Source organism: Rhizobium sp. CIAT894 (assembly GCF_000172795.2).
GTDB lineage: Bacteria > Pseudomonadota > Alphaproteobacteria > Rhizobiales > Rhizobiaceae > Rhizobium.
The window spans coordinates 1716901-1739770 of the sequence record NZ_CP020947.1; the positions used below are offsets into that span (position 1 = coordinate 1716901).

The 22870-nt window shown below is 61.7% G+C and carries 24 protein-coding genes and 1 pseudogene; 16 read left to right on the forward strand and 9 right to left on the reverse strand.

Annotation, left to right across the window (positions count from 1 at the left end; genetic code table 11):
• Position 1: 1 nt before the first annotated feature.
• From RHEC894_RS08545 to RHEC894_RS08565, 5 genes are read left to right on the forward strand one after another with little or no spacing between them, the layout of a single operon-like run.
• Positions 2 to 1117, forward strand: coding sequence for an ABC transporter ATP-binding protein (locus RHEC894_RS08545; RefSeq protein ID WP_085736941.1), 1116 nt, complete (start codon positions 2 to 4; stop codon positions 1115 to 1117).
• Between the two features lie 15 nt (positions 1118 to 1132).
• Positions 1133 to 2671: a GMC family oxidoreductase gene (locus RHEC894_RS08550; RefSeq protein WP_085736942.1), complete on the forward strand. Its 1539-nt coding sequence runs from the start codon at positions 1133 to 1135 to the stop codon at positions 2669 to 2671.
• Positions 2672 to 2680: 9 nt separating this feature from the next.
• Complete coding sequence (locus RHEC894_RS08555) at positions 2681 to 4336, forward strand: GMC family oxidoreductase N-terminal domain-containing protein (RefSeq protein WP_085736943.1); 1656 nt, start codon at positions 2681 to 2683, stop codon at positions 4334 to 4336.
• Between the two features lie 12 nt (positions 4337 to 4348).
• Complete coding sequence (locus tag RHEC894_RS08560; RefSeq protein ID WP_010066894.1) at positions 4349 to 5518, forward strand: Gfo/Idh/MocA family oxidoreductase; 1170 nt, start codon at positions 4349 to 4351, stop codon at positions 5516 to 5518.
• A 6-nt stretch (positions 5519 to 5524) separates the two neighbouring features.
• Positions 5525 to 7609 (forward strand): FAD-binding protein, encoded by a 2085-nt coding sequence (locus tag RHEC894_RS08565; protein ID WP_085736944.1) that lies wholly within the window; start codon positions 5525 to 5527, stop codon positions 7607 to 7609.
• A 31-nt stretch (positions 7610 to 7640) separates the two neighbouring features.
• Here RHEC894_RS08565 and RHEC894_RS08570 read toward each other — a convergent pair whose 3' ends face one another.
• The 3 genes from RHEC894_RS08570 to RHEC894_RS08580 form a co-directional block, all read right to left on the reverse strand.
• Positions 7641 to 7823: a hypothetical protein gene (locus RHEC894_RS08570; protein WP_085736945.1), complete on the reverse strand. Its 183-nt coding sequence runs from the start codon at positions 7821 to 7823 to the stop codon at positions 7641 to 7643.
• Between the two features lie 67 nt (positions 7824 to 7890).
• Positions 7891 to 8685: an exodeoxyribonuclease III gene (gene xth / locus RHEC894_RS08575; RefSeq protein WP_085736946.1), complete on the reverse strand. Its 795-nt coding sequence runs from the start codon at positions 8683 to 8685 to the stop codon at positions 7891 to 7893.
• Between the two features lie 28 nt (positions 8686 to 8713).
• Positions 8714 to 9211: a hypothetical protein gene (locus tag RHEC894_RS08580; RefSeq protein ID WP_085736947.1), complete on the reverse strand. Its 498-nt coding sequence runs from the start codon at positions 9209 to 9211 to the stop codon at positions 8714 to 8716.
• Between the two features lie 282 nt (positions 9212 to 9493).
• Here RHEC894_RS08580 and RHEC894_RS08585 point away from each other — a divergent pair, with 282 nt between their 5' ends.
• On the forward strand, positions 9494 to 10015 hold the full coding sequence (locus RHEC894_RS08585) for a hypothetical protein (protein WP_085736948.1): 522 nt from the start codon (positions 9494 to 9496) through the stop codon (positions 10013 to 10015).
• A gap of 65 nt (positions 10016 to 10080) precedes the next feature.
• Here RHEC894_RS08585 and RHEC894_RS08590 read toward each other — a convergent pair whose 3' ends face one another.
• The 3 genes from RHEC894_RS08590 to RHEC894_RS32925 form a co-directional block, all read right to left on the reverse strand.
• A complete protein-coding gene (locus RHEC894_RS08590) occupies positions 10081 to 10704 on the reverse strand; it encodes a response regulator transcription factor (RefSeq protein ID WP_085736949.1) in 624 nt (207 codons plus the stop codon).
• A gap of 2 nt (positions 10705 to 10706) precedes the next feature.
• Positions 10707 to 12095 carry a sensor histidine kinase gene (locus RHEC894_RS08595; RefSeq protein WP_085736950.1) on the reverse strand — a complete coding sequence of 463 codons (1389 nt, stop codon included), beginning with the start codon at positions 12093 to 12095 and terminating at the stop codon, positions 10707 to 10709.
• A gap of 63 nt (positions 12096 to 12158) precedes the next feature.
• Positions 12159 to 12335, reverse strand: a complete 177-nt coding sequence (locus tag RHEC894_RS32925) for a hypothetical protein (protein WP_010065091.1) — start codon at positions 12333 to 12335, stop codon at positions 12159 to 12161.
• Between the two features lie 109 nt (positions 12336 to 12444).
• Here RHEC894_RS32925 and RHEC894_RS33330 point away from each other — a divergent pair.
• The 3 genes and pseudogenes from RHEC894_RS33330 to RHEC894_RS08610 form a co-directional block, all read left to right on the forward strand.
• Positions 12445 to 12615 (forward strand): annotated as a pseudogene (locus tag RHEC894_RS33330) (ubiquinone biosynthesis methyltransferase UbiE); the annotation flags it as partial.
• 118 nt (positions 12616 to 12733) lie between these two features.
• Complete coding sequence (locus tag RHEC894_RS08605; RefSeq protein ID WP_085736951.1) at positions 12734 to 13765, forward strand: FecR domain-containing protein; 1032 nt, start codon at positions 12734 to 12736, stop codon at positions 13763 to 13765.
• Positions 13762 to 16539 carry an EAL domain-containing protein gene (locus RHEC894_RS08610; RefSeq protein WP_085736952.1) on the forward strand — a complete coding sequence of 926 codons (2778 nt, stop codon included), beginning with the start codon at positions 13762 to 13764 and terminating at the stop codon, positions 16537 to 16539. The genes RHEC894_RS08605 and RHEC894_RS08610 overlap by 4 nt, the downstream gene beginning before the upstream one ends.
• On the opposite strand, the gene RHEC894_RS08615 is transcribed toward RHEC894_RS08610, so the two are convergent.
• The gene (locus tag RHEC894_RS08615) at positions 16522 to 16824 is read right to left on the reverse strand and encodes a hypothetical protein (RefSeq protein WP_085736953.1); all 303 of its coding nucleotides are present in this window, start codon (positions 16822 to 16824) and stop codon (positions 16522 to 16524) included. The genes RHEC894_RS08610 and RHEC894_RS08615 overlap by 18 nt on opposite strands.
• Positions 16825 to 17023: 199 nt before the next feature.
• Between RHEC894_RS08615 and RHEC894_RS08620 the strand changes: the two genes are divergently transcribed.
• From RHEC894_RS08620 to RHEC894_RS08640, 6 genes are all read left to right on the forward strand, one after another.
• The gene (locus RHEC894_RS08620; RefSeq protein ID WP_085736954.1) at positions 17024 to 17419 is read left to right on the forward strand and encodes a DUF1236 domain-containing protein; all 396 of its coding nucleotides are present in this window, start codon (positions 17024 to 17026) and stop codon (positions 17417 to 17419) included.
• 115 nt (positions 17420 to 17534) lie between these two features.
• A complete protein-coding gene (locus RHEC894_RS32345) occupies positions 17535 to 17732 on the forward strand; it encodes a hypothetical protein (RefSeq protein ID WP_010067937.1) in 198 nt (65 codons plus the stop codon).
• The gene (locus RHEC894_RS08625; protein ID WP_010067938.1) at positions 17729 to 18310 is read left to right on the forward strand and encodes a BA14K family protein; all 582 of its coding nucleotides are present in this window, start codon (positions 17729 to 17731) and stop codon (positions 18308 to 18310) included. Before RHEC894_RS32345 ends, RHEC894_RS08625 begins: the two co-directional genes overlap by 4 nt.
• 103 nt (positions 18311 to 18413) lie before the next feature.
• The gene (locus tag RHEC894_RS08630) at positions 18414 to 18728 is read left to right on the forward strand and encodes a hypothetical protein (protein WP_085736955.1); all 315 of its coding nucleotides are present in this window, start codon (positions 18414 to 18416) and stop codon (positions 18726 to 18728) included.
• A gap of 98 nt (positions 18729 to 18826) precedes the next feature.
• Positions 18827 to 19711 carry a hypothetical protein gene (locus RHEC894_RS08635; protein WP_085736956.1) on the forward strand — a complete coding sequence of 295 codons (885 nt, stop codon included), beginning with the start codon at positions 18827 to 18829 and terminating at the stop codon, positions 19709 to 19711.
• Positions 19712 to 19754: 43 nt separating this feature from the next.
• On the forward strand, positions 19755 to 20756 hold the full coding sequence (locus RHEC894_RS08640) for a L,D-transpeptidase (protein ID WP_085736957.1): 1002 nt from the start codon (positions 19755 to 19757) through the stop codon (positions 20754 to 20756).
• A 34-nt stretch (positions 20757 to 20790) separates the two neighbouring features.
• Here RHEC894_RS08640 and RHEC894_RS08645 read toward each other — a convergent pair whose 3' ends face one another.
• Complete coding sequence (locus tag RHEC894_RS08645) at positions 20791 to 21582, reverse strand: phenylalanine 4-monooxygenase (RefSeq protein WP_085736958.1); 792 nt, start codon at positions 21580 to 21582, stop codon at positions 20791 to 20793.
• A gap of 123 nt (positions 21583 to 21705) precedes the next feature.
• Here RHEC894_RS08645 and RHEC894_RS08650 point away from each other — a divergent pair, with 123 nt between their 5' ends.
• Positions 21706 to 22167, forward strand: a complete 462-nt coding sequence (locus RHEC894_RS08650; protein ID WP_085738907.1) for an Lrp/AsnC family transcriptional regulator — start codon at positions 21706 to 21708, stop codon at positions 22165 to 22167.
• A gap of 128 nt (positions 22168 to 22295) precedes the next feature.
• On the opposite strand, the gene RHEC894_RS08655 is transcribed toward RHEC894_RS08650, so the two are convergent.
• Complete coding sequence (locus tag RHEC894_RS08655; protein WP_085736959.1) at positions 22296 to 22793, reverse strand: Lrp/AsnC family transcriptional regulator; 498 nt, start codon at positions 22791 to 22793, stop codon at positions 22296 to 22298.
• Positions 22794 to 22870 lie beyond the last annotated feature (77 nt).

Here is a 22870-nt window from a genome sequence, read left to right on the forward strand (position 1 = left end):
CATGGCCTTCCTGGAAATCTCCGGTCTCAGAAAGCGCTTCGGCGCCGTCGACATCCTCAAGGGGATCGATCTCGAACTCGAAAAGGGCGGCTTTCTCGTGCTGGTCGGCCCCTCCGGCTGCGGCAAGTCGACCCTGCTCAACACCATTGCCGGGCTGGAGACGATCACCTCCGGCGATATCAGGATCGACGGGCGCGACATTAGCGGTCTGCATCCGTCCAAGCGCGACATCGCCATGGTGTTCCAGTCCTATGCGCTCTATCCGAACATGACCGTTGCTGGAAATATCGCCTTCGGCATGGAAATCCGCGGCGTTCCCAAGGAGGAGCGGGCCAAGGCGATCAAACAGGTCTCCGACATGCTGCAGATCGGCCATCTGCTCGACCGCAAGCCGTCGCAATTGTCCGGCGGCCAGCGCCAGCGTGTCGCCATGGGCCGGGCGCTGGTGCGCAATCCGCAGGTCTTCCTGTTCGACGAGCCGCTCTCCAATCTCGACGCCAAGCTGCGTGTCGACATGCGCACCGAGATCAAGCGGCTGCACCAGCGCATGGGCACCACCTTCGTCTATGTCACCCACGACCAGATCGAGGCGATGACGCTGGCGACCAAGATCGCCGTGCTCAAGGACGGGGTGCTGCAGCAGTTCGGCACGCCGGCCGAGATCTATAACAGCCCGGCCAATCTCTTCGTCGCCGACTTCATGGGATCGCCGGCGATGAACCTGCTCAACGCCACCGTCGAGAATGGCGCCTCCGGGCTTGCCGTCGCACTCGAACGGCCGAATGGCGCGCCGCTGAGATTGCCGGTGGTCGCCGGCGCCAACGGGTTGTCGGCCTATGCCGGCAGGCAGGTGATCTTCGGCATCCGCCCGGAAGCCCTGACCGATCCCGACGGCGCCGACCGCAAGGCGCGTTCGCTCACCGAGGACGATTGCCTGATCGAGGTCGTCGAACCCGCCGGCTCCGACACCTTCGCCGTCACCAAGCTCGGCGGAAAATCCGTCGTCGCCCGCCTGCGCGCCGATGCCGGCATCGCCCCAGGCCAGAACACTCGTCTTGCCTTCAATCTCGACAAGGCCGTGTTCTTCGATCCCGAAAGCCAGGTGCGGATCGTGTGACGGCCAGGTGCTGATATGAACAGTTCCCCAGACATCGTCATCATCGGCTCAGGCGTCGGAGGCTCCACTGTCGCCGCCGGCCTGGCCGCGACCGGCGCTGAGATATTGATCCTCGAAGCCGGCGATCATATCGCCGATCTTCCCGTCAATCGTGATCAGCGCGCGATCTTCCAGCGCGGGCATTTTCGGCCGAAGGAAACCTGGTACGAGGCAGACGGCAAGGGTTTCAATCCCGGTAACTATTATAATGTCGGCGGCAATTCGAAATTCTACGGCGCCGTCTTGTCGCGCTACCGCAGGGAGGACTTCGACGTCATCCGGCATCGCGAGGGTGTGTCGCCGGCCTGGCCGTTTCCCTATGAGGAGCTGGAGCCGTGGTACTCGAAGGCGGAGCTGATGTACCAGGTTCGTGGCAGCCTGGGCGACGATCCGACCGAACCGTACCACTCGACTGATTACGCCTACCCGCCGGTGCCCGATGAGGCGCCGATCGCCGATATCAGGGCGCGCCTCAAGCAGAAAGGCCTGCACCCGTCTTCGTTGCCGCTTGGCCTCGACCTCGACGCCTGGCTCGCCAAGGCGCGCACACCCTGGGATGCGCATCCGAACGCACGCGACGGCAAGATGGACGCCGAGACAGCAGCGCTTGCGCTGGCGCTGAAGCATGAAAACGTCAGGCTCGAAACCAATGCGCGCGTGACGAGGCTCGACACGGGGGCGGGGAGCCGGATCGACCGCGTCACCTATGTCAAGAATGGGCAGACGCTGACGGTTTCGCCTGAGATCGTCATCCTTTCGGCAGGCGCCGTCCAGTCGTCGGCGCTTCTGCTGTGCTCGAAGAACGACCGCTTCCCCAGGGGCCTGGCGAATTCCTCCGATCAGGTGGGCCGCAACTTCATGAACCACAATGCCTCCGCCGTCATCGGCGTCTCGCCGCGGTTCCGGAACACCGCCATCTACCAGAAGACGTTTGCCTTCAACGACTTCTATCTCTCCGACGGGGAGGGAGGGCCGCCGCTCGGCAACGTGCAGCTCCTCGGCCGCATCTCAGAAAAAGTCCTCAAGGGTTCTCTGCCGCAGGCGCCGGAATGGCTGTTACGCTTCATCACCAGCCATGCCATCGACTTCTATGCGATGAGCGAGGACGTTCCCAATCCCGAAAGCCGCGTCATGGTCGATGGAGACCGGATCATTCTCCAATGGCAGCGAACCAACTGGGATGCGCATCTGGCGCTGGTCGCCAGGCTGAAGGCGATCCTGAAGTCGATCGGATTTCCGCTCGTGCTGTCGCGGCCCTTCGACAAGCGCACGCCCTCTCATCAATGCGGAACGGTCCGCATCGGAAACGACCCCGCGACGGCGCCGCTCGATCCCTACTGCCGTTCCTATGATCACGAGAACCTCTTCGTCGTCGACGCCGGCTTCCTGCCGACATCGGCCGCGGTCAATCCCGCACTCACCGTCGCCAGCCAGGCGCTGAGGGTCGCGGACCACATCGCATCGAAAGATTTGCAGGCATCAACGGATCCATTGGCGTGCGCCGGACCCAAATAGGACAGTAAGATGGCATTCGACTATATCATCACCGGTGCGGGTCCCGCGGGCTGCGTTTTGGCAAGCCGGCTGAGCGAGGATCCCGATATCAGCGTCCTCCTGCTCGAGGCGGGCGGTGGCGATTGGAATCCTCTTTTTCACATGCCCGCCGGCTTTGCCAAGATGACCAAGGGCGTGGCCAGCTGGGGATGGCAAACCGTTCCCCAGAAACACATGAACGGCCGGGTGCTTCGTTATACCCAAGCGAAGGTCATCGGTGGCGGCTCGTCGATCAACGCTCAGCTCTATACGCGCGGAAATGCGGCCGATTATGACCTCTGGGCCAGGGAAGACGGCTGCGAAGGCTGGGATTATCGCTCGATCCTTCCCTATTTCAAACGCGCCGAGGACAACCAGCGCTTCGCCGACGACTATCACGCCTATGGCGGTCCGCTGGGAGTCTCGATGCCGGCGGCAGCGCTGCCGATCTGCGATGCCTATATCCGCGCAGGGCAGGAGCTCGGCATTCCCTATAATCATGATTTCAACGGTCGCCAGCAGGCGGGCGTCGGATTTTATCAGCTGACCCAGCGCAACCGCCGCCGGTCCTCGGCATCGCTCGCCTATCTCTCGCCGATCAGGGACCGGAAGAACTTGACCGTCCGGACCGGCGCGCGCGTCGCGCGGATCATCGTCGAAGGAGGCCGCGCTGTCGGCGTCGAGATCGCGACCGCTCGCGGCTTGGAAATCGTGCGCGCCGAACGTGAGGTCCTGGTGTCTTCGGGTGCGATCGGATCGCCGAAGCTTCTTCTGCAGTCCGGCATCGGGCCGGCCGATCATCTCAAATCGGTCGGCGTCAAGGTGCTCCACGATCTGCCCGGTGTCGGCGGCAACCTGCAGGATCACCTGGATCTGTTCGTCATCGCCGAGTGCACCGGCGATCACACCTATGATGGCGTCGCCAAGCTGCACCGCACGCTTTGGGCGGGTCTTCAATATGTCCTGTTCCGCACCGGTCCTGTGGCGTCCTCGCTCTTCGAGACCGGTGGCTTCTGGTACGCCGATCCCGAGGCAAGCTCTCCTGATATCCAATTCCATCTCGGCCTGGGATCGGGTATCGAGGCCGGCGTCGAGCGGCTGAAAAATGCGGGCGTGACGCTCAACTCCGCCTATCTGCATCCGCGCTCCCGCGGAACTGTCCGCCTGGGATCGTCAGATCCGGCTGCCGCGCCCTTGATCGATCCCAATTATTGGTCCGATCCGCACGATCGGAGGATGTCCCTGGAGGGGCTCAAGATCGCCCGCGAAATCATGCAGCAGGCGGCGCTGAAGCCCTATGTCATGGCCGAAAGGCTTCCCGGGCCTAAGGTCATGACTGACGAGCAGCTCTTCGACTACGGCTGCGCCAACGCCAAGACCGACCATCATCCTGTGGGCACCTGCAAGATGGGAACGGGGCCGGATGCGGTCGTCGGGCTCGATCTCAAGGTCCATGGCCTTGAAGGTCTCCGCGTCTGCGATTCCTCGGTCATGCCGCGCGTGCCGTCCTGCAATACCAACGCGCCGACGATCATGGTCGGCGAAAAAGGATCGGACCTCATCCGGGGCCTGCCGGCGCTGCCGTCGGCGATCTTTGCCTACGAACGCAACGACACCAGGCCTCGGGCCCGCGCCGAAATCCGCTAAGGAGTAACGACAATGGTCGAAGTGAGAGTTGCAGTGCTTGGCGCCTCGGGCTGGATGGGAAAGATCCACACGATGGCCTATCAGACCTTTGCGCATTTCTTCGGCGTTTCGGACGGAACGGCGCGGATCGTGGCGCTTGTCGATCGCAATCCTGACGCAGCCGAGGATATTGGCAACAGGGCGCCGGGCGCCAGGATCTATCAGGACTGGAAACTGGCGGTCGCCGATCCCGAGGTCGATCTGATCGATATCTGCCTGCCTGACCACCTGCATTATCCTGTGGCCAAGGCGGCCTTGCTGGCCGGCAAGCATGTCTATTGCGAAAAGCCGCTGGCCAATACTGCCGACGAAGCGCGGGAACTGGCAGAGATCGCCAGAGAGAAGGGTGTGATTACCCGTGTCGGACATGCCTTTCCCCGAAACCCCGTCCATGATCTGGCCAAAGACATCATAGAATCCGGCGAAGTCGGCGAGATCAAGCTGTTTCGCGGCTGCCAGCACGTCGACATGTATGGCGATCCCACCGCGCCTTTCATGTGGCGCGCTGACGGCAAGCTGGCGCCGACCGGGATCGTCGGCGATACCGGTTCGCACATCTTCAGCTTCATGGATTTCCTGGTCGGCCGGGTCAGTTCGCTGATCGCCGACAATCTCATCGTCACACCGCGCCGGCCGGTCGTCGAGGGCCTTGCCTATGGCGAAGAGGTGAAACTGACGGGCAACGAATCCTGGGCTGATATCACCAACCCCGACGCCACGAACCTCTTATGCCGGTTCGAGAATGGTGCCGGCGGGATCGTCGATTTCAGCCGTGTCGCGACCGGCCGCAAGTTCATGCAGACCTACGAAGTCTATGGAACCAAAGGCAGCATCGCCTATACCTATGACGAGATAAACCGGCTGCGCTTCTACTCCAACGACGACCGCACGGGGCGGCGCGGCTTCCGGGAGATCGACGTGGGGCCGGAAAATCCCACCTTTCGGGCGTTCCTTCCCCTGCCGAATTTCGGCATAGGCTACAACGAAAGCAAGATCATCGAGGCGGCCGAGGTGATCCGCTCGATCGTTGCAAACAGGCCGATGTGGCCTACATTCTATACGGGCCATCACATCTGCCAGATCGTCGACGCATGCATGGAGTCCTCCCGGCTGAAGCGCTGGGTCGACATCCCGCTGGACTGAACGTCGATGACCACAGCTGTCCCGCAGGAAATTCTTGACGCACTGACCGATGTCGATATGCCCAAGCTTCCGCCCGAAGCTGACCCTTCGGAAGCCGTGCGGCTTGCCGGCGTCGAGGTGCCGGTCTATCGCGCCGGTTGCGTCGTCGTCGGATCTGGTGCCGCGGGTCTGCGTGCGGCGGTGGAAATGAAGCGGCGCGGCGACGACATCGTCGTCATCAGCCAAAGCGCCTGGGGCGGAACCTCGGCCTGCTCGGGATCGGATAAGCAGACCCTGCACACCGCCAACACCGCCGATCAGGGCGACAATTACAAGGCGATGGCCCGCGCCATCCGCAGCGGCGGCGCGATGGATGAGGACACCGCCTATGTCGAAGCGGTCGGCTCGTCCCGGATGATGGCGTCGCTGCAGTTCCTCGGTCTGCCGCTGCCGCAGGATCCGCTCGGCGGAACGCTGAGATATCAGACCGACCATGACGAGGTCGGCCGCGCCACCAGCTGCGGTCCGCGCACCTCACGCCTGATGGTCAAGGTGCTGGCCGAAGAGGCGATCCGGCTCGCCGTGCCGTTCTACAACCAGACGACCGCGGTCAAAATCCTTACCGAAGGCGAGGGGGCAGACCGCCATGTCGTCGGCATTCTCGCCATGCGCCCCGGCGGGCGTACGGATGAGAACCCGCTGGGCATCGCGCTGTACGTGACCGATGTGATGGTGCTCGCGGCCGGCGGGCCGGGCGAGCTTTATCGTGACAGCGTCTATCCCAACGGCTGCTTCGGCTCGCTTGGACTGGCGCTCGAGGCCGGCGTCGAACTGGTGAACCTGACGGAAAGCCAGTTCGGCATTGGAACGCGCAGGGAAGGCTTCCCGTGGAATCTGTCGGGCACTTACGTCCAGGCGATCCCGCATATCTATTCGGTCGATGCCGATGGCGTCGAACACCACTTCCTGGGGCAATATTACCGCAGCACGCAGGAATTGGCCTCGAACGTCTTTCGCAAAGGCTATCAATGGCCGTTTCATGCGACCCGAATGCTGGATTTCGGTTCAAGCCTGGTAGATCTCGCCATATCGAGCGAGACCGCCGCCGGGCGGCGTGTCTTCATGGACTTCAATCGCAATCCGCTGCCGGTGCCGGGCGACCTGCCGTTCAGCCTGGAAAGGCTGGATGAAGACGTCCGCCTCTATCTCGGCAAGGCCGGTGCCGGCCAGGAGATGCCGGTGGACCGGTTGAAGCACATGAACCCGCTCGCGATCGAGCTCTATCGCCGCTACAAGATCGACATTGCCGCCGACCCGCTGGAATTTGCCGTCAACAACCAGCACATGAACGGCGGCATCATGGTCGATACCTGGGGCCGCAGCAATCTTGTGGGCTGCTACGCGGTCGGCGAAGCGGCCGGCACACATGGCGTAACGAGGCCGGGTGGTGCGGCGCTCAATGCCGGGCAGGTGTTCGGAACCCGTGTGGCCGAGCACATCAGCGCAAGTGGCAGGGCGAAGCGGGCCGCCACGGGCGATATGTCAGGCATGGCAGAGGCAGGCATCGCCGCTCTTCTTTCTGCCCTTCGAGCCGAGAGCCCGCTCACCGTCAAAGCAGTTCGCTCGGAAATACAGGCGCGGATGAGCGAGAAGGCCGGTATCATTTGCGACCAGGAGAGTGTCGCCCAGGCTTTGATCGAAGCGCGCAAGCTGAATGCGGATATTCGCGCAGACGGCATCGCCTACGGCCGCGCGGCGGAGGCGGTCCGGGGTGTGCAATGGCGGCACATGGCGCTCGCCTCGGAAGCCGTGCTCAGTGCGCTCGACGTCTTCATTCGTGGCGGCGGCGGCAGCCGCGGGGCACGCGCGATATGCGATGCGGCGGGCGAATCCCTGCCGCTGGCGAGCACAGGTCCGTTGGAGGAATATCGTTTCCGCAGGGAACGCGAAGCCGATCGGGACGAGCAGATCGTCGTTCGGCTCGAGGGCGATGAGATTAGGCTGTCGAGGCGTAAAAATCGCACTTTCGATGAAAGCGCCAGATCCTTCTTCGAGCGTGATTGGCCGGCTTGGCTGACCGGCCGCATCTATGATCTCAATGCTGATGACTGAGGCCGCTACCCGCGGGTAGCAACTCTGCCGATCAATCGGGATTGGCAACCGGCGGCGGAACCCGGATGCGCTCGGTATCGTCGGCGCCTTCGGCGATGGCTTCCTCGCTTTTCCGCACCCGCCTTGGCGGATCCTTTCCTTCGAGAAGCTTCGGCGACAACTGGTCGTCAGCCTGGATTTCGTCGGTGTTCAGGTAGTTCTTGCTCTCGTTCATTGGTCGCTTCCCTTTAACAGTAAACTCCCGGCGATATGGCGAGGTTCCCTCGCGCCTGGTCCCCGGCTCATAGCTCGGTTCCAGCTTCGGAAACGTCGAGTTCGATCATGACGGGCGCATGGTCGCTCGTATGCTCCCAGGTTCGCGGCTTTCTCCTGACGGTTGCCGATCGAAGCCAGGGTTCGACGGCCGGGCTGAGCAGGAAGTGGTCGATCCGCAGCCCCGCGTCACGCTCGAAGCTGTTTCGCCAGTATTTCCAGAAGGTGTAGACGCGTTCTCCCGGATGCAGATGTCTGACGGCGTCGGTCCAGCCCTGGGCGACGAGATCGGCATAGGCCTTGCGGACCTCAGGCCGGAAAAGGGCGTCGTCCAGCCAGCGCTCCGGCTTGTAGACGTCGATTTCCGTCGGCATGACGTTGAAGTCACCGGCCAGGATCGCCGGCACCTCGAGTTCGAGGAGTTCGGCGGCGTAGTCGTGCAGGCGGCGGAACCAGCGGAGCTTGTAGTCGAACTTGGTGCTTGGAAACGGATTGCCGTTCGGGAGATACAGACATCCGATGACGATGCCGTCGATGACGGCTTCGATATACCGGCTATGGGTATCGTCAGGATCGCCGGGAAGACCGCGCCGCGTCAAGATCGGTGTCTTGCCCTTCGCCAGGATGGCAACCCCGTTCCAGGATTTCTGTCCGTGCCAGACGGCGCCGTAGCCGGCCCGCTCGATTTCCTTTAGCGGAAACCCGGCATCGTCGCTCTTCAGTTCCTGGAGGCAGGCCACATCGGGGGCGTCCTCTTTCAGCCAGCGCAACAGGATGGCCAGTCGTCCATTGATCCCGTTGACGTTGTAGGTCGCGATTTTCACGGGGCTGCCGCAAGTCGAGGCTGGCTCCTCAACGCGTCGCACCGAAGACGAAGGCGATGGCGGCGACGATCGCGACTGAGGTCAGCGGCTGCCGGCGTATTCTGTCCTCGATCTCCTGGGCGAAACTGCGCGCTTCCGCCTTTGCCAGGCGGGCTGTTCCGGAGGCCAGCTCCGAAGCCGACTCCGCGATCCGGCCTGCGTCTTTCCGAAGTGCGCGCATGTCCTTGCGATCCCCATCCAATCCTTCTGAGGAGCCGGTGTTTTCGCCGGTCGAGCGCAGGGCCCGATCGGCGAGCGGAAACTCCTCGTCCAGCCTGGTCGGGTCGGGCTCACGCTGCACACGCTCAGCCGCCTCGATGTCGCTGCGGCCGGCAGGAATTGAGGTGTGGGTGGCCGACACCGGGTCGGAGGCCGGAAACGTATCCTCGATTGCTCGAGTGAGATCGCCTCTTCGCCCCCGCTTCCGCTGCTCTGCCTGCTCTTTTCGCAGGGACTGGACGGCGGGGGATTCGTTCGGGTTTGCCATTGCCGTTTCCTCTCGTTGCTCTTGGACAATCAAATCGGCGACAAGGAAAGAAGTTCCAGAAAAATGCGTCATCGCTCCATGCGGCAGCCTGTCGGCGAGGAGAGGCGAACCTTCCGAATGGCGCGCCGCGCTGGCGCCGGCGCCCGGCAATCCGCAGACCGGACCAAAGTCCTGCCTGAGCTAGTACCTAGGTCCCGTTGCATTCTGTCTTCGGAACAGCGAAAATTGTCTGGGGTCTATATTGCAGAGATACGGTGCAGAACAGGTGAACGAGGTTATGGCATGAGTTTCTCGAAACGCGATTTTCTGAGATTGGGCGGCGGCGCAGCCGTTGCTCTCTTTGCTGTCGCATCACCGCTGACCTTGAACCTCGACGGCCCCCTTCCTGTTCTGGCGGCAGGATGCGCGCAGGCAAAAGACGGCAATAACGGCAATGGAAATGGTGGCGGTAACGGCAATGGGGGAGGGAACGGTAACGGCGGCGGGAGCGGAAACGGTGGCGGGAACGGTAATGGCGGCGGCAACGGTGGCGGCAATGGCAACGGTGGCGGCAACGGCAGTAGCAGTTCGGGAAATGGGAATTCCAGCAACGGATCTTCCTCCTCTTCCAGGGAGTCGTCAGAAGGATCGGTGGCAAGCGCGACCGAAGCTTCCGACGGCTCGATCGACGTCCGGCACACGAACGGCATTACCGAAACCCTGCGGAGTGGCCGCTACGTCATGAAGGACGGGAAGGGCCGGACGATCATCAGCAGGCAAGCGACGGCAAACGATGTCCGCCGCCTTAGCCGCTACCTCCGCTGAAACATCAGCCATACAGCCGACGATATCCTATTCCAAATGCCTGTCGCCGGGACATGTGAGCGGTTTTAGCGCCGTTCGCGCCATTGGAGAGCCGCTTCCGTCCTGTTCGAGACGCCGAGCTTGCTCAGAATCTGAGTCATATGGTGCTTCACGGTTTTTTCCTGCAGGTTGAGACGCAAGCCGATATGCTTGTTCGACAGACCTTGCGAGACGAGATCCATCACCTCGCGTTCCCGCGGCGTCAGACTGTTTTTGTCGGGCGCGCCGCCATTCAGCGAACTCTCCATGACCTTCGTCGACATCGTCGGCGAGATATAGCGTGATCCGCTCAGTACCGTCTGAATGGCTTCGGCGAGGCCGCGCGAGCCGACACCTTTGAGAACATAGCCCATCGCGCCCCGCTGCAGAGCCCCAAGCAGCGTGTCCACTTCCTCGGATACCGTCAACATGAGCACCTTTGTCGTCGGGCTGCGCGTCAGCACTTCGCCGATCGCCGACAGTCCGCCGCCGGGCATCGAGACATCGAGCAGCATGATGTCGGGGCGGCTGGTCGCAGCGATCATCGCCGCATCATCGCTGCTGGCGCCTTCGCCGACGACGGAAAAGCCAGTGATTTCCGACAGGCTGCGCGTTACGCCTTCGCGAAAAAGCGGGTGGTCGTCAATGACCCCGATGGTGATGGATGTCATCTCTAGTCTCCCACGTCCATAGGCTCGAATGTCATGGTCACGGTCGTCCCTCCTTCGCCTGTCTTGACGTCGAACGAGCCTCCCAGGCTATCGACGCGTTCGCGAAGCCCCACCAGGCCGAGGCTCGTCGGCCTCACCTCGCTCGGATCGAAGCCATCGCCGCGGTCGCTGACCTCGACATGAACGTGACCATTGTGCGACACGGCTCTGACGGCCTGCTGAATGCCGCCGCCGTGACGATAGGCGTTGTTCAAGGCTTCCTGAACGAAGCGGTAAATACAGATCTTTACGGCAGGAGCGAGCTCCGGTCCATCATCGTCGATGAGCGTTTCGACACGGGTTTCGGTCTTGTGCTGATGCGCTTCGACCACCCGCATGACGATCTCGGTGATCGAGGACTTCTCGATCTGCGGGAGTACCAGCCCGCTGCAGATATTGCGGATCTCGGTCATCGCCTCGGCAAGGCTCGAGCGTATCCAGGCGAGCTCCTTTTCGCGCGCCTCGGGATGGGTCGAAGCATTGATCAACATATCACTGTCCAGCCGCAATGAGGCATAGGCAATGTGCTGGGCCGGACCATCGTGCAGATCGGCGCCGATGCTGCGCAGATATGTTTCGTTCAGCGCCGCTGCTCGCTGGGAGGCACGCTGCAACCGCCGCTGCAGCCCGCGGTTTTCAGCCAGCAGCGCAGACAGATCGTCGACCCGTTCTTTGAGATCCCTGCGTTGTGCTTCTATCGTGCGGCTAACCCGGAACACCAGGACGGAGAGAACGAGGAAAAAGATTGCCGTCAGAGCGGCGACGGCGGCCCAGCTGCGGAGTCTGGCATGGGCCAGACTGTCGCTCAGTCCTTCCGCCGTCTCGTAGAATTCGATCACGGCGACCGCCTGTCCGGACCATGGCTGGAGCACCGGATTGTAGATTTCCATCAGCGGCTTGCCGAGCGCCCGCTCCTTGTCGCTTTCCGGATCGCTGGCGATCTCATAGCGGGCGACGAGGGACCCTGCGAAGGCTTTCTGGAGCTTGTCGTTGACCGGAAACGTCCTGCCCATCAGCTCCTTCTCGTTCGAATAGAGGATGGTGCCGTCGCTTCGCCACAGCTTGAACGAAACAAGGCGCCTGCCGAGCGCCCCTTGACCCAGCGTCTCGTCCAGAGCCTGAGCGCTGCCTTCGTCCAGCAATGACGCCTTTTGCATGTCGGGAAGTAGCGGCGCTACGACGCTGTCCACATAGAGCGCCGTCGCAGCGCCGGAATTGTGGATCACCGCCTCCTCTATCAGGTGGGTTACGAGAATGCCCACCAGGAACATGGCGGCGATCGATATGAGCCCGCCCGCGATGAAGAATTGGGAGGCGAGCGAGCGGGCATTCCAGCGGCGAAGCCAATTCATTTTGATACCGGTAAGAGTCTTGCCGAGTAACCTATCGCTTCCTCGAAATTTTTCCAGACAGCATCAGGGCAGATCCCTGGTATCGAAGATTTCAGAGCCTCTTATGCTTTTGGTCAACTGCAGCGTGTCGCCCGACATGGCTGCGCCGAAGACGTAGAGAAGGGCGGCAAGCACGGCGACAAGGGCGATGACGCACACGTTGCAGGCGTCATTCACTCGGGATCTGTTGCTCTGGGTCATGTCAGGATCTCCTTCACCCCTTGAAACGGCACGCTCCGGTGCGCGTTCCACCCTCGGGACTTCGGTCCGATGCCTCTCGGACCTAGGTCCGACCCCGTAGACGTCGGCGGTCGCAGCCGCCTTTTGCCGGGGTACGCTGCTCCGGGGAGAAATTGAATAGCGGGCGCCGGAGCGCATGTCCGAGATCGTCGAGGCGGTGGCCGAGCGCGTCGAAGCGCGCCACGGAGCTTGTCCCAGCGGCAGCATGAGCGCGCTGGTGGTTGCCGGTCGTGCTACATAATCGCCTTCGGCGAAAGCCGATGCGCCAATCGCGCAATTCCTACAATCATCATACTATTTTATAATCATTCTTAAGGTGAATGTGCTTCACTCGCACCAAGGCCGAGGGAATAGCATTCATGTCGACAATATTTCGAATTCTGATCGCAGCACTGATCCTGCTGCCGACAGCCGCCTATGCGACTGCCGACGACTGGCGGGTCGTCAAGGCGACGGATCAAGTCAAGTATACCGTCGACAGGACGAACTGGGTGGACCTGCGCGCCGGCGAGGTGGTTCCCAACCGGGCATGGGTCTCGACTGGCCCGCGCGGGCGAGTTCAGCTTGCCAGAGGGGTGGAGAGCATCACCTTCCAGCCAAATACGCTTGCCGCCATCGCCACCAACGAAGCCGCGGCCATGAAGACGCAGATCTACCAGCAGGTCGGCTCGCTGGACCTTGAAATCGAGAAGCGAAGCCAGCCTCATACGGCTGTACAGACGCCCTATCTCGCGGCCGTCGTCAAAGGAACGATCTTTCACGTCACGGTCGGCAGGGCGAAAGCGTCCGTCTCAGTGGATCGCGGCCTGGTCGAGGTCACCTCCTTCGCCAGCGGCCAGCGATCGAACGTGGCGCCGGGGCAGAGCGCTGCTGTCGACAAGAAGGCCGGCATGACGGTGGCGGGCCGGCTGTCCAAGCCGGAGATCACTTCCGTTGCACCGTCGGTCGCCCAGATCCCGGCCGTCGGCACCACGACACTCGCCGGCGCCACCGAAGCGGCCGAGACCAAGAACACCTCTTCGGCGACAAGCAAGAGCACCAGTTCCAGCGCGAGCAGCGATGATGATGACAGCGCAAACACCAGGAGCAACGGCAATTCCGGAAACGGCAATAACGGCAATGGCAACGGCAATTCCGGTGGCAACAGCGGCGGAAACGGCAATTCCGGTGGAAACGGCAACGGCAACAGCGGCGGAAACGGCAATGGCAACGGTCATTCCGATGACAGCGGTAACAACGGGAACGGCCACGGTCATTCCAATGACAGCGGTAACAACGGAAATGGCAACGGCGGCGGCAATGGAAACGGAAACAGCGGCAAGGGCGATAACAACGGCGGTGGCAACGGTCACGGCAATTCCGGCGATCACGGCAAGGGCAAGGATAAGTGAGAGATAGCAAGGCGGCTGGAGATTATCTCTCCAACGGCATCAGCACGATCACGGTTCGGCTTTTGCTGATCGCCGTGATGCTGGCGCTGCCGATATTCGGCTCCAGCCTCGGCCTCCTGCAGGCGATCGACAACAGCCTTTTCGCCAAGCGTTTCCAATGGGCGCCTCGCACCGCCACCGGCAATATTGTCTTCGTTGCGATCGACAAACATTCCCTGGACGCCGTTGGAACCTGGCCCTGGCCACGGAGCATCTACGCGACACTGCTCGACAAGCTGGTCGTCTCCGGCGTCAAGGACGTCTTTCTCGACGTCGATTTCAGCGCGTTCTCCAGCACTGAGGAGGACGAGCGTCTTGCCGCGGCGCTTGCGAGATCCGGGGGAGGAGTTCTTTTGCCGGTGTTCCGGCAGCAGGAGAAGGCGTCATCGTCCGAGACGGCGGTGACGAGGCCGATCCCGCAACTCCTTCAGAATGCCTGGCCCGCATTCGCCAATGTCGCGATGGATGCGGACGGGATCGTCCGCCGCTTCGATCTGGGAAGCCAACTCGACGGGAGCCCCACCCAGTCCGCCGCCTCGGCCCTTGGCGGGATCGGCAGCAGTTCCGGAGCCTTGCCGATCGATTTCTCGATAAGGCCCGACACCGTCCCGACATTCTCGTTGTCCGACGTGCTGAACGGGGCCGTGCCGGCCGAGGCGATCAGAGACCGCTCGGTCGTGGTCGGAGCATCGGCGGCGGAGCTCAAGGATATTTTCGCCGTTCCCGTCTACGGCGCTATTTCAGGCCCGCTCATTCACGTGCTTGCGGCAGAGACGCTGCTCCAGAACCGCTTCCTCAGGACGGTCGATCAGGCTCCGCTGGAACTCGTGTTTGCGATCTTGCTGATCATCGGCGTGATCCGCAGCCGTTCGGCCGGCATGATCACGATCATGGCAGTCGGACTGCTCATCGTTGTCATCGGCGAGATAGGCGCATTTCTGCTGCAGTCGCGGAACGGGATCCTTGCCGGAACGGCCGGGCCGTGGTTGACGCTGCTCTTCGCATGGATGCTCGCGTTCAACGAACGCGTCGACCTCGGCCGAATGCTTGTCGCCATCGCCAATACCGAGGCCCGAAACACCCGGCGCCTGATGAGACGGATCATCGCCGACAGTTCGGACGGTGTCGTTGCATTCGATAGCAATCTGAGGATCGTCGAGGCGAGCGAATCCGCAAAGACCGTATTGCGAGCCGGGGTCGGCGCCTCGCTTCTCGGCGCCGCCGATACCGCCATCATCGACATCGTGCGCAGACTGGTTTCTGAGCACGATGCCGAGCCGGGCAAGGTGCACACAGCCCTCGTCGATTTCGCCGGCACCGGAGCTTCGAAGGCCACCCATTACGAAGCGTCCGTCACGATTTCGCCGATCGAACAGCCGGATGCGCGCCCGGCCGTGGCGCGGTCGCGGTTTGCGGGTTGCCTGATCATACGAGACATCACCGCACGTTATGACTACGAAGAGCGGCTCAAGAAGCTGTCCGAACTGGACGAACTCACCGGGCTGCTCAATCGCCGGGAATTCGCGTCTCGGCTGGCAGCCCTCCAGGGCGGGGCCTTCGTCTCGGTGCTGGATATCGAGCGTTTCTCATCGCTTTGCGCCACGCTGGGACGCGACGTCGGCGACGAACTCCTGCAAGCCGTGGCGGCGAGGCTCGGGCATGCATTCGCCGGTGATCTGCTGGCAAAACTGGACGGTGACCATTTTGGCATCGCCATTGCCGCGACGGATGCAACGCCGATCGAAGATTTCGCCGATGGTCTTCTGGCGCTGTTCGAAGAGCCTGTACACCTCGGCGGTGCCGCCGTGCCGATCTCGGTCCACCTCGGAATAGCCCGCTCAAGTGATGCCGCCTCCGGTGCGATCCTGAATGCCGCTGAATCGGCGCTCGATGCTGCGAAGGCCGGGCAAGGCCGGCGATGGTGCTCCTTCGATCCGTCTACCGCCGTTCGCCAGGCGCGGTCGCGCCGGCTGGAGCGGGACATGCGCGACGCTCTTCAAAACCGGCAGTTCTTCCTGCTGTTCCAGCCGCAGATCGATTTTGCCAGCGGGCGCCTTGTCGGCGCGGAAGCCTTGATCCGATGGAGCCATCCCGAATTCGGTCTGATATCTCCGGCCGAGTTCATCCCGATTGCCGAATCCTCTGGTTTGATCTGTGATATCGGCCGCTGGACGCTGTTTGAGGCTTGCACCGAGGCCGCCGCCTGGCCTGGTGAATTCGGCGTCGCCGTCAACGTCTCGGCACTCCAGTTCGAGCAGTCCGACATCGAGGCCGATGTGAGGGAGGCTTTGTCCAGCAGCGGGCTTCCTTCCTCCAGGCTGTGCCTCGAGTTGACGGAATCCGCCTTCCTCGACCAGGGCGGTGCCGTGATCGCAAAGATGCGCGCGCTTCGCCAAACGGGAATCGTCATTGCCTTGGACGACTTCGGCACCGGCTACTCGTCGATGAGCTATCTTGCCGATCTTCCTCTCGACAAGCTCAAGATCGACCAGTCCTTCGTCCGGCGAATGTACGGAAATCCGGCGGTATTGGAAATCGTGCGGGCGATCATTTCACTTGCGCACGGCTTGAACCTGCAGGTGGTCGCCGAAGGTGTCGAGACCGAGCTGGAAGCCGAAGCGCTGCATCGGCTCGGATGCGAGACGGGGCAAGGCTATCTCTTCGGGAGGCCGCAAGAGGCTCCTCGCATGCTTTCCAGATGGAATGTCGAAAAACGTCTATCCGCTGAGGTCTGACGGCTTGCCGGATTTGCGCTGATGCGGCGCAGCTCCGATCGAAAGTTCGCGCATCGCACGGATGACGTGCTGCTCTATTTCGCAACAGGTCTCATCATATTCCCGCACCATGTACGAATTGGGCCGCCGCCTTCGAAGAGCGTCGCGCGCTTCGACTGCCATCTGGTAGGCCTCGAAGAGTTCGAGCTGCCACGGGTCGCGCGCTTCCATGATCAGCGTCCGCATCAGCGGCAGACGCATCGCCAGGCGCCTGCGTCCAGCTTCCCGGCGGTTGGATCGTGCCATCCATTCAGTCTCCTGCCTGCGCCTGCTTATGCAGCGTCCTTCGATGCTGAAATAGCGCCGGCAACGGTGATTGAAATGCGTTTAGGACCAAAGGCCGGGGTCCGTCGGACTGAGGTCTGGGGCGTGGAACGACCTTGCCTGTAGCCAGTTGGTTTGACAGCGGTCACCAAGGCCGCGCCTCAAACACAAGGAGGAGAAAATGCTCTCTAGGCTTATCGTAAGCGCGGCAGCCGTGACGCTGATATCAGGCGTCGCGTTCGCCCAGTCCTCGACCGTCAATGGTGCGGCGGGTGGAGCGGTCACCGGGGCGATCGTCGGCGGGCCTGTTGGCGCTGCTGTCGGCGGCGTAGCCGGCGCAGTCGTCGGCACGGCAATCGATCCGCCGCCGCAAAAGGTCGTCACCTATGTCCGCGAGGCTCGGGCGCCGTCCGCCCGCGTGGTCGTGAAGGAAAAGATCGTTGTCGGCCAACCGCTGCCGGAAACGGTTGTCGTAACGCCTATTCCGGATGATCCGACCTATGCCTATGCAGTGGTCAACGATCAACGCGTCATCGTCGAACCGTCGTCACGCAAGGTGATCCAGGTCATCAAGTGACCTGATTCTCCACGCGGCCCCTGCCGCGTTTTCCTTCCTGAGATCATCGCTCAGAGTTTGATACCAGCCGCACGGCGGCCGGCAACGTCGCCGTGCGGCTTAAGCAGAGATGATCATGAAAACCAGGACAAGCGCCGAGGAGAGGAACATGATCTATTCCGAAGAGAAATCCGGTGGACTGGCCGTGCCGGTGATCGCCATCCTGCTGGCCATCGCCGGCATTCTCGCCGCGCTCGTCGCCACCGCCGGCCAGCATGGCAGTGCCGGTCGCGTCTGGCTTCCCCCGGCTCGACAACAGGGGGCGGGAAAATGAACGCGCTCGTATCCGCAGCCTTCGGCATCGTCAGTTCGGTCGGGGCCTGCATCGCCGCCGCCTCCGTTGCCTCCCACGTCGTGGCGGATTCCGAGCCTCATGGCCTCCGGGACCTTGCCGGCCCCGATCTCTGGACGACGGAGCCGGTGAAAGTCGATCCGCGGCAGCAGGATTATGAACGGATTGCGCCTCTCTATTCCAGCTATGTCACCGAGGCGCCGGCCATGGTGACGGCAAAGACGAAGCCGGAGCCCGCCGGCATATCGACCGCACTTCAGACACCACAGCCGAAATTTTCGGCCGAACACCTTGCCTGGTGCACGCAGCACTATCGCTCCTTCGATCCCTCGACCAACAGCTATCGATCCTATAGCGGCGAAATCCGCGCCTGCTCTTCGCCATACGAGTCGGATCTCGCCGAGTTCGAAGGGGAGGCCGGCACGAAAGTGAATGCTCAGGCGGCAGCCTGGTGCGCCGCTCGCTACAGGTCGTATCGACCGGCAGACAACACTTATCAACCATGGGACGGGCCGCGGCGCAGCTGCGAAACACCGCTCGTCATCGCTGGGAATAATTGACTTAGCCGATGTCTGATATCGCGCTGAGTTGCAGTCAGACCAAAGTCCGTATTACAAACGCTGCGGTTGTGATATTCGGTTGCATTGGGTCGGAGAGCAGGGGATGGCGACGGCGCTGATAACCGAAATTCAACGGGCGCAGACAAGGCTGCGGTTCTTGAGCAGGACCGAGCGGGGAGTGCTGATCATTCGCATCCTCCGCGAGTTGAAGACGCATCGGCAGGAGGTTCTCGGCAACGTGCCGGCCGACCGCTGTGTCTGGATCGACAGGCTCATCGCATCCGTTTCCTCGACGATATCGGAAATCGCCAATATGCAGGACGTCGAGTTCAATCGTGTCCTGAGCGAATTCGAAAAGCTTATGGCGACGCTCCAGAACATCTCGCATCCGGAGAAGTCGACGAGAACCATTCACTGAGAAGCGTTTGCCCTGCGATCTTGTCGCGGCTGTGGCCTCCGCGATCGCATCGACTGCCGCAGTGGAAACCGTTTCCGTTGCGAGAGCGTTCTCCTTCGATGATCGAAACGAAATCCCCGGCTGATCACGACGAGGCGTCGCCCGGCGAGGACGACGCAAAGCCCGGCGCCGACATTGCCTTCCCTTACGACAGGATGACTGTCGAACAGTTCCGAAGGCGATTTCCCCGAGCCCGCTGGAACGACGACCGCAAGGCTTGGTTCGTTCCCGGCCGGACGGCGTCCCGCCGCATCGGACGATGGCTTGCCGAGCTGGAAGCCGAGGCCGATGCCCATGCGGATGCGAAGGGACGCGACGCCTTCGCCTTCGATCCGATCGACAGTCCCTATCTTCAACTCGGCAAGGCAGGCTTTCGAATCCGAACGCCCTATTCGAAGACGGTCGTCGACGAATTGCGCGAGGTGCCATTCTCCCGCTGGGACGGCGATCTCAGGATATGGCACGTTCCCTTCCGATCCTATGAGGATCTGAGACGCCGCTGGCCCGATATCGAAGCGGCCGCCCGCAGAAACGAGCCGGAGGAGAGACGGCGGCGGGCCAAGGAGCGTAAGGGGAGCGAAGAGGACATTCGCAGCAGGCTCCGCTCCGCGGAACGAAAGCGCCGCCGTTACCCGCTTCTCGGCCACGATCTGCCGCCGATCGGGCGGCCGGTCGCCATTACCCATGGGATCGTCGTCTTCACCGAGATAACAGGCGAACTGGTCGCCCCGGACGTCGTTGCCGACGTCTATCCTGATTTGACCGAGGATCACGTCTGGGGATATTGGCGGCTGCCGACGCACGAAGAACTGGTCCGCACCTGGCCTGCGAAGATGTCTCCAGGTGGGGACGCGGCGTGGTGGCTGCCGACGATCGAGGAACTGAGGCCCGCTCGCCGAATGGCACGATCGCGTGAAGCCAGGAGGCGTGCAAAGACGCCGTGACCGGGCACTCTTGCCCAGTGGAACAAGTTGCGTCGCCAGCCATTTGTCGTCCATGAAAAAAGTCCTGCCGATGTCGCTGCTCGCTTTCACCATTTCCGTTGGCGGTGCTGCCGCGCGGGAACTTCAACCGGATATCATCAACGCAGCTTCGATTGCCTCTATCGGGACAGAAAAGTCTGCGCCCGCAGATCCGGATCCGGCGGTCGTCCGCCTTCAGGTCCTGCTCGATCGTGCCGGCGCATCTCCGGGCGTGATCGATGGCCTCTCCGGCGACAACGTCAATAAGGCGGTGGCCGGTTTCGAGGCGATGAACAAGCTTCCCGTCGATGGCAGGGTGGATCCGGACGTTGCCTCCCGCCTGGAAGATAATGCCCCGATCGTCGAGAGCTACGTCGTCTCGGCAGAGGATGCCAAGGGTCTCGTCGACAGGATCCCCGAAGACTATGGCGACAAGGCAAAGATGCAGAGTCTCGGCTATACCAGCGTTGCCGAGAAGCTGTCCGAGCGCTTCCACATGGGTATCGATCTCGTCAATGCGCTCAACCCGGCTTCGCAGTTTTCTCCCGGCGATACGGTATGGGTGGTGAACCCCGGTGTTGCGAGGCAAGGAAAGGTCAAGAGGATCGAGGCTGACCGAAAGGCGGGGCAGGTGCTGGCCTATGCCGGGGACGGAGCGCTGCTTGCCGTCTATCCCGCGACGATCGGAAGCCAGGACAATCCGGCGCCGTCGGGAAAACACAAGGTCAAGGGCGTCGCGAAAATGCCGGTCTACCGATATGACCCGAAGCTGAACTTCAAGCAGGGAAAGAACGATCGCGTCCTGACCATTCCGAAAGGACCGAACGGCCCGGTCGGCACCGTCTGGATCGACCTGACCGAGCCGACCTACGGAATCCACGGGACACCCGAGCCGAAGCTCATCGACAAGGTTGGCTCGCATGGTTGCGTGCGGCTGACCAACTGGGACGCCGAAGAGCTGGCCGGCATGGTCAAGCCGGGTGTGCTGGTGGATTTCGTCAATCGAAGTGCCGCCGCCCCGAAATAAGGGTTGCGGCTGGCGTTGCCTTCTCGTCAGCGGATCACGACGCTTTGGCTTCGAAAGCAGGGGCGAAATCGCCGAGCGATTTCGCTTTGAGGATAGTGCCCTCGATATCCGTCTCCACGATCGCTTCCAGATCGGCGAAGCTGTCGATGACATAATAGATCGGCTGGAGGATATCGATCCGGTAAGGGGTTCTGAGCACGCTCAGCAGATCGAACGGGCGAAATTCGCAGGCAGTGCCCTCCATGGCCGCCTTGGCTTCGCTGGGCGAGGAGACGATGCCGGCGCCGAAGCAGCGGCGGCCGTCAGGCGTGTTGATCAGCCCGAATTCGACGGTGAACCAGAAGATCCGGAACAGGTGCCAGGAATAGCCCTTGCCGAGCCGAACGGCGGTTTCGCCGAAATGGCGGACGAAATTGGCATAGCTCTGGTTGGTCAACAGCGGGCAGTGGCCGAAGACCTCGTGGAACAGGTCCGGTTCCTCGATATAGTCGATATGCTCGCGGCGGCGCAGGAAGGTGGCGAGCGGGAATTTGCCTTGCGACAGAAGTTCATAAAAGCGTGAGGGCGGAATGAGCGCCGGCACGCCTTCGACGCCGAAGCCGGTGGTCTCGTTCAGGCGCCTGTTCACATCGAGAAGCTGAGGCACCTTGTCCGGCCTGAGGCCCAGCAGTTTGACGCCGTCGAGATATTCGCGGCAGGCCGCATCGGCCAGGATCTTCATCTGCCGCCGATAGAGTTCGCCCCAAATCGCATCTTCATCAGGGCTATAATCATAGAGGCCGTCCGGGCCGGGCAGTTTGGCGGTGTAGCTGCTTTCCTTGACCATCTGCTGATCCTCCCAGTCATGGCTCTGTTTCTCCGATTATCCGCCATTTCAGGAGGATTTTCTTTTCTTTCGTGCCGGCTATTGCCATAGTGATGGCAAATATTCCCGAATGTGATGTCCAAAATGAAAGAATCTGGGAATTTCCAGCGCACCCTTCTGAAGCTCGTCCAGGCCGATGGCAGTCTGTCGCTGGCAGACCTGGCGGAAAAAGCGGGCATGTCGCAGAGTTCTGCCTGGCGGAAGATCCAGGAACTGGAAGCCGACGGCGTCATCCGCAAGCGGGTGACGCTGCTCGATCCCGGCAAACTCGATCTCAAACTCTGCGTGATCGCCCATGTGACGCTCGAGGATCACCACGAGGAGGCGGTCGCCTCTTTCGCTTCCGTTGTGCTGGCCCAGCCGGAGATCATGGAGTGCTACGCCTTGTCAGGCGCCTTCGATTATATGCTGAAGATCCGGGCGAGGGACGTGGAAAGCTACGAAGCCTTCATGACCCGCTACCTCATGCGCAACCCGCATGTGCGCACGGTCGTCTCGAGCTTCGTGCTGCGCGAGCTGAAATTCTCGACCGAACTGCCGCTCTAAAGCAATTCCAGGAAAAGTGCTAAGCGGTTTTCCGTCCGGAATGCGTAAAAACAAAAAGTTAGAGCGGTTCGGCGCTTCCGTGAAAATCTGAACCGCTCCAATCCAGATGCCCGGCGATGCCGCCGGAATCATCGTGTGTCGCCATGCCCGTGACCCGGCATGAGTACCGGAAAGCCTTCGAATGTCTTCAGCGTGTCGAGTACGATCGACGTTTTCACGTGCTGCACCGACTCGTGCGGCAACAACACGTCGTTGACGAACTTTGAAAGGTCGGCGAGCCCGCGGGTCGCGACCGTCAGGTGATAGTCCATTTCGCCGGTGAGAGCATAGGCCTCTAGAACTTCGGGCAGCCCATTGATCAATTGCGAAAATCGGCGGGCATTGTCTCTGTTGTGGGTGGCAAGCGTCACGGAAATGACCACCAGCATATCAAGCCCGAGTTTTTCCCGATCGAGGTGAGCGCGGTAGCTGCGGATATAGCCCTCGGTCTCCAGTCTCGTCCGCCGGCGCGAGCATTGCGACGGCGAAAGCGCGATCCGCTCGCCCAATTCGTTGTTCGTCAGCCGGCCGTCCTTCTGAAGTTCCTGGAGCAGACGCAAATCCAATTTATCAAGCGGTTCATCCATTGCGCAAAATCTCCAAAACACTCACGGATCGTGCGTAATCTCTTCCCTGGACATGAAGAATGCAAGAACTTTGCATG